Below are 7,065 nucleotides of genomic sequence, written 5' to 3'. Positions count from 1 at the left end.
GTCTCGCCCTGCGCGGCTGCGCGAATTGATGGCGGAGCTCGCCGCCGCGCAGGGCGAGACGCCGCTGATCCTGCCGTCGGTCGACCGCAATGCGGTCGCGGCCGTCGTGCAGGACTGGACCGGCATCCCGACCGGACGCATGCTGTCCAGCCAGACCGAAAAAGCCCTCAGGCTTGCGGCCACTTTGTCCGAGCGCGTGGTCGGCCAGGACCATGCGATGGAGATGATCGCCAAGCGCGTGCAGACCAGCCGCGCCGGCCTCGGCGCGCCGGAAAAGCCCGTGGGCGTGTTCCTGCTTTGCGGCCCCTCGGGCGTCGGCAAGACCGAAACCGCGCTGGCGCTGGCCGAGACGCTCTATGGCGGCGAGCAGAACCTGATCTCGATCAACATGTCCGAGTTCCAGGAAGCGCATACGGTCTCGACGTTGAAGGGCGCGCCGCCCGGCTATGTCGGCTACGGCAAGGGCGGCATCCTGACCGAGGCGGTGCGCCGCAAACCCTATTCGGTGATCCTGCTCGACGAGGTCGAGAAGGCCCATCCCGACGTGCACGAGATTTTCTTCCAGGTCTTCGACAAGGGCATGATGGACGACAGCGAGGGCCGGCGCATCGATTTCAAGAACACGCTGATCCTGCTCACCTCCAATGTCGGCTCCGACGTCATCATGGACCGCACGAAGAATGGCACGGTGCGGACCGGGATCGACGATCTCGACACCGCGTTGCGCACGCCACTGCTGAAAGTATTTCCGGCGGCATTCCTGGGTCGGGTGGTGACCATTCCCTACTATCCGCTGTCGGATTCGATGATCGAGGCGATCACCCGTCACCAGTTCGCCAAGATCGCCAGGCGCCTCAGGGCGACCAACGACGCCGAGCTGGTGATTGGCGACGGCGTCATGGACCTGGTCAAGGCGCGCTGCACCGAGATCGAATCCGGCGGCCGCATGATCGACGCCATCCTCACCAACACGCTGCTGCCGGAGCTCAGCCGCGGCGTGCTCAACCGCTCGCTCGAGGGCGCGAAGATGACGAAGGTCACCGTCGGCGCATCGGCGGAAGGGTTCACCTACTCCTTCGAGTAGCGGGCTTGGGGCGCAAAAAAATTCGGCGCCATGTCACATTGGGCGGAGCCTCGCTCGTCTTGAGGTCGGAACCAACGAAAGGAACCGACCATGACTGCCAGACTTGACCCCCTTGCCGCCGCGCCTTCGCTGATGAAGGAATGGCATCGCGCCTCGCTTGCCATCGCGTCCAGCCTCGATCCGGCTCTCGCCGAGCTCATCGAGATACGTTCCTCCCAGATCAACGGCTGCGCCAACTGCATCAATTTGCACACCACCTACGCCCGCGAACGCGGAGAAACCGAGCAGCGCGTCTACCTGCTGGCGGCCTGGCGCGAGGCGCCGTGCTATACCGACCGCGAGCGCGCCGCGCTCGGCTGGACCGAGGCGCTGACGCGCATCAGCGAAGGCCATACGCATGAGGCCGCTTACGAAGCGCTGAAGGACCATTTCACCGGGGAGGAGCGGGTGAAGCTCACCCTGATGATCAACATCATCAATGGCTGGAACCGCATCGCGGTCGGCTTCGGCGGCTTCGTCGATCCGGCGGCCCTGAATGCCGCCAATGCGAAGGCCTCCAACAAGGCGGCTGCCGCTTGACGGCGGAGCCGGCATCAAAGGGCGCGGCGGCGGAATTCGAGCCGCTGCGCCCGAAGCTCATGCGGGTCGCCTACCGCATGCTGGGCTCGGTGGCCGACGCCGAGGACATGGTGCAGGAGGCTTTCGTCCGCTGGATGGGGGCCGACCGCGCCGAGGTGCGTGAGCCCGAGGCGTTCCTGCGCCGCACGGTCACCCGCCTCTGCCTCGACCAGCTCAAATCCGCGCGCCACCAGCGCGAAACCTATGTCGGTTCCTGGCTTCCCGATCCCGTTGTCGAAGACGACGAACCGGATGACGTCACCTTGCCACTGATGCTGGCGCTGGAGCGCCTGTCGCCGCTCGAGCGGGCGGCCTTCCTGCTGCACGACGTGTTCGGGCTGCAATTCGAGGAGGTTGCGGCTGAGATCGAGCGCGACCCCGCCGCCTGCCGCCAGCTCGCCGCCCGCGCCCGCAGCCATGTCCGGGAGGGGCGGCCGCGTTTCAAGGTCGAGAAAGAGCGCGGCCTGGAGCTTGCGGAAGCCTTCTTCAACGCCTCGCGCAGCGGCGACATGAAGGCGCTCGGCGCGATGCTGAGCGCCGACGTCAGCGCCCATGCCGACGGCGGCGGCAAGCGTCCGGCAGCCATGGAGCCGGTCTTCGGCTTCGACGCCGTCATGAAGCAGTACGAGACCGTCGTCGCCTGGCTTCAGGACAATTGCTCGCAGCTTGTCCGCTTTGGCTTCATCAACGGGTTGCCCGGCTTCGTCACCCTTGAGGGCGACGGCGAGCTGCAGACGACGGCGCTCGACATCGAGGACGGCAAGATCGCCGCGATCTATGTGATGCGCAATCCCGACAAGTTGAGGCATCTGCACTAAAGCATGTCTCCCGAAAGTGGGGACCGGTTTCGGGATCAAGACATGCGTAAAATCAAAAACCTAAAGCGCACGAAGCGAATCTGAAAGATCGCGACGCGCTTTTGCAACCGCACCCGGATTGCCATCTGTAAGGCTGCTGACGGAACCTTTGTTCCTCTATATGCTTGGGTACCAGATGGCCAAAAGGGTTGCTGCCGATGAAGACGAAAAGCCTTGCGATCTCCGCTCTCGTTTTGGCCACGGCCGTTGCCGTATCCGCCCCGGCATTCGCCGGCGACCGGCACTATCATCGCCCGGTCGAGCGCGAGCGCTACGTTCCCGCCGAAGGCGACCTCATCGACATCCTGTTCGGCGGACCGCGCTATTATGACGCCATGTTGGTCACCACGGCGGCGGGCGCCTGTTCCTACCACCGGACGGGGCCTGACGCGAACGCGCTGAACAAGATCAACGACCATCACTGCGGAAAATAGGCCACCCACACCAGTCTTTCGTTTCGCGTGGCCACCCGGCCGATCGGTCGCGACCGCTTTTGCTTTGCCGCTCCCTTTTGGTTCACCGACCGGTAGGCGAGCCAGTTGCCGTCAGCGGTTGCTTCTGTGCGGGTCTCAAACCATCGCACACATTCGGCCCAAACATTGTATACAATAATAAAGAAAGATGTTGACAATCTGCCGCAGCCGGTTTCCCTTAAGCCATCCGCGCAGCCAATGAGCAAAACACAAGCGCGATAACCAGAAGGGGAACTGCAGATGATCAACCGACGCTCGACTCTGAAATCGATGGTGCTTGGCGCCGTCTCGACCTTGGCCATTGCCGCTGTCGGCATCCCGTCCGCGCAGGCTGAAAACAAGGAGCTGAAGATCGGCTTCGTAGGCGTTACCAGCGGACCTGCCGCCGCCTGGGGCACGTCGAACGTGCGCTCGATGCAGACGCGCGCCGCCTGGCTCAACGAAAAAGGCGGCGTCAAGATCGGCGACGACACTTACAAAATCAACATCGTCACCTTCGACGACCAGAAGGATCCGAAGCGCGCCATCGCCGGCATGGAGAAGATGGCGCAGGAAGGCATCCACTATGTCGTCGGGCCGAATGTCGATGACGGCGCCGCCGCGGTGCGCCCCGTCGCCGAGGCCAACGGCATCATTTATTTCCCCTATGCCTTCCCGAAAGCCCTTTACCAGAAGCCGGCCTCGAACGCCGTGCTCGGCATGATCGCCAACTACCAGTCAGGCCCGGCGATCTACAAATATCTCAAGGAAAACAAGGGCGTGAAGACGATCGCCTTTGTCGCCGCGAACGAATCCGACCCGCTCAGCCAGCGTGACAGCGGTGTCGAGGCGGCCAAGGCGCTCGGGCTCGACGTCGTCGCCCAGAACGACACTTACCAGAACGACACCCGCGACTTCACGCCGGTGCTGACGCCGATCGTCGCGCTGAAGCCCGACCTGCTGGTGCTGTCCGGCGTGGCGCCCGCCAACGCGCCGCTGCTCATCCGCGCCGCCCGCGAGCTCGGCTTCGAAGGCCTGATCTCGACCGAAACGGCGCAGGACGCCAAGGTTCTGGAAGAGGGCGCCGGCGAATACGCCAATGGCTTCATCTCCGTCGGCGGCGCCTCGACGCCGGAGATCGCCTCGGATGAGATGAAGGAGTTCGTCGCCCGCTACACCAAGATGTTCGGCGAGTACAACGACGAGTCCAACACCAAGGTCTACGCGCTGGAATACATCCTCGACACGCTGAAGGCCAATCCGGCGGCAATCAACGACGTCGCGGAATTCAAGAAGACCATGGACACCTTTTCGGCGCCCAACCCCTTCCTGAAGGGCGACGCCAAGCTGAGCTATGTCGGCTCGACCTCGTTCGGCCAGAAGCGCCAGCTCGCCGTGCCGATGGTGGTCAACGAATATAAGGACGGTGCTTTCCAGACCCTGTTCGTCGGTTCCGTCGACTAGGGTCAGGTTCCTAAGGTTACTTCCTCCCGAATGCCGGGGGTCCGGGCGATGCTCGGACCCCGCGGAAGATCGAAGGTATCCATGGAACAGGTTATCGCCAACGGATTGTATCTCGGTGCCCAGTATGCGCTGATCGCGCTGGGCCTCACCCTGATCTTCGCCCTGATGAACGTGCTCAATTTCGCCCACGGGCAGATGTACGTTTTGGGCGGGTTCATCACCTACACCATCTACGGCCAGCTCGGCCTGCCTTTCGTCGTGGCGCTGCTGGCGTCCGGTGTGACGCTCGCCGTGATCGGCGCGCTGATGGAGAAATTCCTCTTCCGCACCGTCATCAGGCGCAGCCTGCGCGAGGAAAGCACGATGCTGCTCGCCGCGGCGACAGCCTTCTTTTTCGACGCGGTCATCCTGCTGTTGTTCGGTGAGAAGCAGCGCGGCGTTCCCAAGATCGTCAAAGGCGTTTTCAACGAGGGCGGCATCATTATGCCTTACGACCGTCTGGTCGTCGGCGCCCTCGCTTTGATCTTCATCGCGGCCTTCGTCCTCTACATGCAGTACAGCCGGGTCGGGCGAGCCATGCGGGCGTTGGCCCAGGATCGCGTCGCCGCGCAATTGATGGGCGTCAAGGTCGATCGCTATTCGATGATCGGCTTTGCCATGGGCGCCATGCTGGCCGGCATCGTCGGCGGCCTGCTGGTCACAATTACCGGCGTCAATTCCGGCATCGGCGGGCCGATCTCGATCAAGGCCTTCCTGATGGTGATGATCGGGGGCGCCGGCGTCGTGGGCGGCGCCATCGCCGGTGGCTTCATTCTCGGCATGATGGAGTCGATCGGCCTTACCGTGTTGCGTCAGTATGGCGACGTCACCTACCTCGCCATCTTTGCTGCGCTGATGGTGTTCCTGTCGATCCGCCCCAACGGGTTAATGGGCAAGCCGTGGGGTTGATCGTGCCATGACGCATCCTGCCATGATGCTCAGCGTGAAGATCGCCTCGGTCGCTGTCTTCCTGGCGATCGTCTTTTTCGCCGTGCCGGTTCTGATCGCGGCGAGCGGCCGCACCGACCTCTATTACACGCTTACCTCCGTGGCGCTGCTCAGCATCGCCAGCGCCGGCGTGTGGCTCACCTTCTATATCGGCCGGATCAATATCGGCCAGGGCGCCTACGCGCTGATGGGCGGCTATGTGTCGGCCATCCTCGTAATGAACCACGGCTGGTCGTTCTGGCCGACGCTGCCGGTCGCGGGCCTGTTCTGCGCGGCAGCAAGCGTGCTCATCGGCCTGCCGATCCTGCGCCTGCGCGGGGTCTACTTCGCCATGGTGACGCTGACGCTGACCGAGGTCGCGCGGCTCCTGGCGTTGGCACTGCCGATCACCAACGGCGCCAAGGGCATCGTCAGCATCCCGCTGCCCGGCGCGCTCTCGGTCTTCGGCCTCACCATCATTCCCGATTTCGCCACGTTGCAGAATCCCCGCCTGGCCTTCTACCTGCTGGCGGTCACGCTCATGGTGGTCTGCTTCGCGGTGATGTACCGGCTGGTTCATTCGCGTATCGGCAAGCTCTGCCAATCGCTGCAGCAAAACGAGGAGCTGGCCTCGTCCATCGGCGTCAACATCGCCTATCTGCGCGTCATCGCCTATGCGGTGTCGTCCTTTTTTGGCGGTGTTGCCGGCGCCATCTTCGCCGCCATCTCGCAATCGATCTATCCGTCGAGTTTCACCGTCACCGATTCCGTCAACTTCATGCTGAATTGTTTCCTCGGCGGTCTTGGCTACGTGTTCGGGCCGATGCTCGGCACGCTGGTGCTCTATTTCGGCTGGGACCTGCTCTTCCAGACCGGCGAGTTCCAGCTCCTGATCTACTCGGGCCTGATGATCGTGCTGATGCTTGTCTTACCCAATGGACTGCTCAGCCTCGCCCTCCCGAGCCGGAAGAGTTGAGCCATGGCTGACATGCTCGAAGTCTCAGGCCTGACGAAACGCTTCGGCGGTCTTGTCGCCGTCAACAACGTTTCCTTCTCTGTGCGCGAGAAGGAAATCCTCTCGGTCATCGGCCCCAACGGTGCCGGCAAATCGACGCTGTTCAAGCTGATCTCGTCGTTCCTCAGGCCGACATCCGGCGAAGTGCGCCTGAAGGGGGAGCGTATCTCGAACCTCGCGCCGCACATCGCCGCCCGCAAGGGCGTCGTGCGAACCTTTCAGGAAACGACGATCTTCAAGAATATGAGCGTGCGCGACAACGTCATTATCGCTCACCATTTGCGTTCAAGGGCGAACCTGTTCGGCTTCTTCCTCGGCACGGGCACGGCCAAGGCCGACGAGGCGGCCTTCGGCCAATCTGCCGACGAGATCCTGGCGCTGCTCGGCCTGGCCTCGCTTGCCGGCGAGACCGCCCACAACCTGCCGCACGGCCATTTGCGGGCGCTTGGCATCGCCATCGGCCTCGCCACGAACCCGTCGATCCTGCTGCTGGACGAGCCTTTCGCCGGCATGAACCACGACGAGACGATGCGCATGGTGGCGATGGTGCGGCGCCTGCGCGATCTCGGCCTCACCATCCTGCTCGTCGAGCATGACATGCCGGCGGTG

General features: G+C 63.3%; 8 protein-coding genes. All 8 read left to right on the top strand.

All coding sequences use genetic code 11. The features are described from left to right. Positions 1 to 1,084 (top strand): AAA family ATPase (locus tag EOA29_RS19925; protein ID WP_127221337.1); only part of this gene is annotated, 1,084 nt, incomplete at its 5' end. Between the two features lie 90 nt (positions 1,085 to 1,174). Continuing rightward, positions 1,175 to 1,663 (top strand): carboxymuconolactone decarboxylase family protein, encoded by a 489-nt coding sequence (locus tag EOA29_RS19920; RefSeq protein ID WP_127221336.1) that lies wholly within the window; start codon positions 1,175 to 1,177, stop codon positions 1,661 to 1,663. Further along, positions 1,660 to 2,520, top strand: coding sequence for a sigma-70 family RNA polymerase sigma factor (locus tag EOA29_RS19915; protein WP_281061095.1), 861 nt, complete (start codon positions 1,660 to 1,662; stop codon positions 2,518 to 2,520). The genes EOA29_RS19920 and EOA29_RS19915 overlap by 4 nt, the downstream gene beginning before the upstream one ends. A 197-nt stretch (positions 2,521 to 2,717) precedes the next feature. Next, positions 2,718 to 2,993 (top strand): hypothetical protein, encoded by a 276-nt coding sequence (locus tag EOA29_RS19910; protein ID WP_127221334.1) that lies wholly within the window; start codon positions 2,718 to 2,720, stop codon positions 2,991 to 2,993. Between the two features lie 279 nt (positions 2,994 to 3,272). Next, positions 3,273 to 4,475, top strand: coding sequence for an ABC transporter substrate-binding protein (locus EOA29_RS19905; protein ID WP_127221333.1), 1,203 nt, complete (start codon positions 3,273 to 3,275; stop codon positions 4,473 to 4,475). Positions 4,476 to 4,556: 81 nt separating this feature from the next. Next, a complete protein-coding gene (locus EOA29_RS19900) occupies positions 4,557 to 5,423 on the top strand; it encodes a branched-chain amino acid ABC transporter permease (RefSeq protein ID WP_126095497.1) in 867 nt (288 codons plus the stop codon). A 22-nt stretch (positions 5,424 to 5,445) separates the two neighbouring features. Then, complete coding sequence (locus EOA29_RS19895; RefSeq protein ID WP_189350744.1) at positions 5,446 to 6,417, top strand: branched-chain amino acid ABC transporter permease; 972 nt, start codon at positions 5,446 to 5,448, stop codon at positions 6,415 to 6,417. A 3-nt stretch (positions 6,418 to 6,420) separates the two neighbouring features. Then, the coding region (locus EOA29_RS19890) for an ABC transporter ATP-binding protein (RefSeq protein ID WP_145969716.1) at positions 6,421 to 7,065 on the top strand (645 nt) is incomplete at its 3' end.

It is taken from the genome of Mesorhizobium sp. M1E.F.Ca.ET.063.01.1.1 (genome assembly GCF_003998155.1).
Taxonomy (GTDB): Bacteria; Pseudomonadota; Alphaproteobacteria; order Rhizobiales; family Rhizobiaceae; genus Mesorhizobium.
This window is presented reverse-complemented; position numbering and strand designations above follow the sequence as displayed.

Excerpts from the sequence above, each read along its gene's own strand:
- EOA29_RS19900 (WP_126095497.1), top strand. The coding sequence starts at position 4,557 with ATGGAACAGGTTATCGCCAACGGATTGTATCTCGGTGCCCAGTATGCG.
- EOA29_RS19920 (WP_127221336.1), top strand. The coding sequence starts at position 1,175 with ATGACTGCCAGACTTGACCCCCTTGCCGCCGCGCCTTCGCTGATGAAG.
- EOA29_RS19905 (WP_127221333.1), top strand. The coding sequence starts at position 3,273 with ATGATCAACCGACGCTCGACTCTGAAATCGATGGTGCTTGGCGCCGTC.
- EOA29_RS19910 (WP_127221334.1), top strand. The coding sequence starts at position 2,718 with ATGAAGACGAAAAGCCTTGCGATCTCCGCTCTCGTTTTGGCCACGGCC.
- EOA29_RS19895 (WP_189350744.1), top strand. The coding sequence starts at position 5,446 with ATGATGCTCAGCGTGAAGATCGCCTCGGTCGCTGTCTTCCTGGCGATC.